Origin of the sequence: Streptomyces sp. KR55, from assembly GCF_052245645.1 — a bacterium.
Taxonomy (GTDB): domain Bacteria; phylum Actinomycetota; class Actinomycetes; order Streptomycetales; family Streptomycetaceae; genus Streptomyces; species Streptomyces flavusporus.
This window is the reverse complement of record NZ_JBQQCE010000684.1, coordinates 1-3,639: the sequence shown is the minus strand read 5'-3', so window position 1 is coordinate 3,639 and position 3,639 is coordinate 1. Positions and strand designations below refer to the sequence as shown.

Annotated in this window: 4 protein-coding genes; all 4 read left to right on the top strand. The window is 70.7% G+C overall.

Annotated elements, in window-relative coordinates:
* The first annotated feature begins 693 nt into the window (after window positions 1-693).
* Window positions 694-1,626: a squalene synthase HpnC gene (hpnC, locus tag ACTWQJ_RS48295; RefSeq protein WP_443312719.1), complete on the top strand. Its 933-nt coding sequence runs from the start codon at window positions 694-696 to the stop codon at window positions 1,624-1,626.
* A complete protein-coding gene (hpnD, locus tag ACTWQJ_RS48290) occupies window positions 1,623-2,573 on the top strand; it encodes a presqualene diphosphate synthase HpnD (RefSeq protein ID WP_443312718.1) in 951 nt (316 codons plus the stop codon). Before hpnC ends, hpnD begins: the two co-directional genes overlap by 4 nt.
* Window positions 2,573-2,713: a DUF6380 family protein gene (locus ACTWQJ_RS48285; RefSeq protein WP_443312717.1), complete on the top strand. Its 141-nt coding sequence runs from the start codon at window positions 2,573-2,575 to the stop codon at window positions 2,711-2,713. The genes hpnD and ACTWQJ_RS48285 overlap by 1 nt, the downstream gene beginning before the upstream one ends.
* Window positions 2,710-3,639, top strand: a 930-nt coding sequence (locus tag ACTWQJ_RS48280; RefSeq protein ID WP_443312716.1) for a hydroxysqualene dehydroxylase, incomplete at its 3' end; no start/stop codon positions are given. The genes ACTWQJ_RS48285 and ACTWQJ_RS48280, both read left to right, overlap by 4 nt.

Sequence of the window (3,639 nt, the reverse complement as noted above, 5' to 3'; positions counted from 1 at the left end):
CAAGATGTCCAACTACCACCTCAAGAGAGCCGAGCACCGGCACTGGCCCCAGCCGACCCGGACAGCCACCGACGCCGTCGTGATCCACACGCCAAGACCACCAGACCCGTAACGCAACGGCATTGCGACTAGGGCCTGTCCGGCGGATCAGGTCGGAGGAAAACGGCGGCACCTCGTCGGTGCAGGTGAGCGGGGCGTGGTGCGTCCAGCTGCAAGGCGGAGGAGGGCGTCGACGCGATGGGGGTCCCCCCGCGCGAGCGAAGCCGAGCGTGGGGGAGTCGGCGAGTGACGACAACGCCGCAGATGTGCGCGCCAAGCCCCGCGGCCCGGACGTGATCCGAAAGACAGGCCCTAGGCCTCACCGGAACTGTTCCGGCGGGGCTCCGCGTCGTGTGCAAAGGGGCCTTGAGCCACCGGCAAAGGAAACGTCAACTCCGGCTTGCCGTAGGAATCTTGAAGTCAATCGGTGTGTTGTTGTGATGCGCCGGACACCCCCACGCTCCACGGCGCGTTGTACAACGTAAGCTGTACCGGTGCCGAATCACGGCAAGTAGGGCGATAATGCGCGACACCTACCAGCGGGCGGCCGCGCGAAACCCGGGCGGCGTGTCCGAAATAGTGCGTATTGGGTCGGCAGTGTAGAACGGGAGATGTGACGGCAATGGCTACGGAAACTCCCCAGCTCCGCGCAGCATGTGCCGTCCCCGCCCCGGGCAGCGAACGGTGACGGGAACCGACACGGCGCGCACGGCCGATCCGGAACGCGCGACGCTGGACAAGGCCACGGCCGAGAACTTCCCCGTGGCCCCTTTCTTCCTGCCCAGAGCCTGGCGCACCGACCTGATGGCCGTGTACGGCTTCGCCCGCCTCGTCGACGACATCGGCGACGGCGACCTGGCCCCCGGTGGCGCCGACGCCCGGCTGCTCGGCGTGCCGGCCGACCAGGCCGGGGACCGGTTGGCGCTTCTCGACGCCTTCGAGGCCGACCTGCGCCGTGTCTTCGACTCCACGCCGCGTCACCCCCTGCTGCGCCGTCTCCAGCCGACCGTCCGCCGGTGCTCCCTCACGCCCGAGCCGTTCCTCGGCCTGATCGCCGCCAACCGCCAGGACCAACTGGTCAGGCGGTACGAGACCTACGACGACCTGCTCGCCTACTGCGAGCTGTCCGCCAACCCCGTGGGCCGGCTCGTCCTCGCCGTGACCGGCACCTCCACCCCCGAGCGGATCCGCCGCTCCGACGCGATCTGCACGGCCCTGCAGATCGTCGAGCACCTCCAGGACGTGGCCGAGGACCTCGGCCGTGACCGCATCTATCTGCCCGCCGAGGACATGAAGCGCTTTCACGTCCAGGAGGCGGATCTCGCCACGCCCACGGCAGGCGCGTCGGTGCGCGCACTGGTTGCGTACGAAGCGCAACGCGCCCGCGTTCTCCTGAATAAAGGCGCCCCCCTCGTGGGTAGCGTGCACGGCAGGTTGAGGCTGCTGCTTGCGGGGTTCGTGGCGGGGGGAAGGGCGGCAATCCGTGCGATCGCCGCCGCCGAATACGACGTACTTCCCGGCCCGCCCAAGCCCGGCAAGCTCCAGTTGCTGCGTGAGGTGGGCGTGACTCTGCGAGGAGAGGGGTGATCCGGACCGTGGAGTCGGAACCACACGTGTCCGCACCGGTACTCGCCGCCTACAGCTACTGCGAGGCCGTCACCGGACAGCAGGCCCGTAACTTCGCCTACGGCATCAGACTGCTGCCGACGCCCAAGCGCCGGGCCATGTCGGCGCTGTACGCGTTCTCCCGCCGCGTCGACGACATCGGCGACGGCGCGCTCACCGACGACGTGAAGATCGCCAGACTCGAGGACACCCGGGCACTGCTCACCCGGATCCACGAGGAGGCGGTCGACGAGGACGACACCGACCCTGTCGGGGTCGCCCTCGCTCATGCCGCCCGGCAGTTCCCGATCCCGCTCGGCGGCCTGGACGAGCTCATCGACGGCGTCCTGATGGACGTACGCGGCGAGACCTACGAGACCTGGGACGACCTGAAGGTCTACTGCCGCTGCGTGGCCGGTGCCATCGGGCGGCTCTCGCTCGGCGTGTTCGGAACGGAACCGGGGGCGCGCGGCGCCGAGCGCGCCTCCGAGTACGCCGACACGCTCGGGCTCGCACTCCAGCTCACCAATATCCTGCGGGACATCCGCGAGGACGCCGAGGGCGGACGCACCTACCTGCCCGCCGACGACCTGGCCAAGTTCGGCTGCTCGGCCGGGTTCAGCGGGCCGAAACCGCCGGAGGGCTCCGACTTCGCGGGCCTCGTGCACTTCGAAGTGCGACGGGCCCGCGCCCTTTTCGCCGAGGGCTACCAGCTCCTCCCCATGCTCGACCGGCGCAGCGGCGCCTGTGTCGCCGCGATGGCCGGCATCTACCGCCGCCTCCTCGACCGCATCGAGCGCGAACCGGAAGCCGTGCTGCGCGGCCGGGTCTCGCTGCCCGGACGCGAGAAGGCGTACGTCGCCGTGCGCGGTCTGTCCGGCCTGGACACCCGGCATGTGACCCGGCGGACCGTCAGGAGGCGCGCCTGATGGACAACCTGGGTCAAGGTGACGCCACCGGCGAAATGCGGCACGCAACCCTCCGCCGTCGGGCCGCGTCCCAGACTGCAACGACCTGCCGTGGCCGGTTCTCGCACCGCGGCCGGTACGTGGGGGAGGGTGCACGATGACCGACGGCACGTGGTCGGGGTCCGCCAGGGACGCCGTCGTGGTCGGCGGAGGGCTCGCCGGTATCACCGCCGCGCTCGCGCTCGCCGACGCCGGAGTGCGCGTCACCCTGCTCGAAGGACGCCCCCGGCTCGGCGGGCTGGCCTTCTCCTTCCAGCGCGGCGAGCTGACCGTCGACAACGGACAGCACGTCTACCTGCGCTGCTGCACCGCCTACCGCTGGTTCCTCGACCGTATCGACGGCGCGGCACTGGCTCCGCTGCAGGATCGTCTCGACGTGCCCGTCCTCGACGTCACCAAGCCCGAGGGCCGGCGGCTCGGCAGGCTGCGGCGCGACGCCCTGCCCGTGCCCCTGCATCTGGGGCGCAGCCTGGCGGCGTATCCGCACCTCTCACTCGCCGAGCGCGCCAAGGTCGGCCGGGCCGCGCTCGCGCTCAAGGGCCTCGACCTCGCCGATCCGGCCCTGGACGCACAGGACTTCGGCAGCTGGCTGACCGCGCACGGTCAGTCGGCGCGTGCCGTCGAGGCCCTGTGGGACCTGGTCGGGGTCGCCACCCTCAACGCGGTCGCGGGCGATGCCTCCCTGGGGCTCGCTGCGATGGTGTTCAAGACCGGTCTGCTGTCCGACCCGGGCGCGGCCGACATCGGCTGGGCGCGCGTCCCGCTGGGCGAACTGCACGACCGGCTGGCCCGCAAGGCGCTCGACTCCGCGGGCGTCCGTACCGAACTGCGCTCACGCGTCACCTCCATCTCCCGGAACTCCCAGTACGAGAACGGGCGTTGGATCGTTCAGGTTCCCGGCGAGACCATCGAGACGGACGCGGTCGTGCTCGCCGTACCCCAGCGCGAGACGTACGACCTGCTGCCGGACGGCGCCCTGGACGTCCCCGACCAGCTGCTGCGGATCGGCACCGCGCCGATCCTCAAC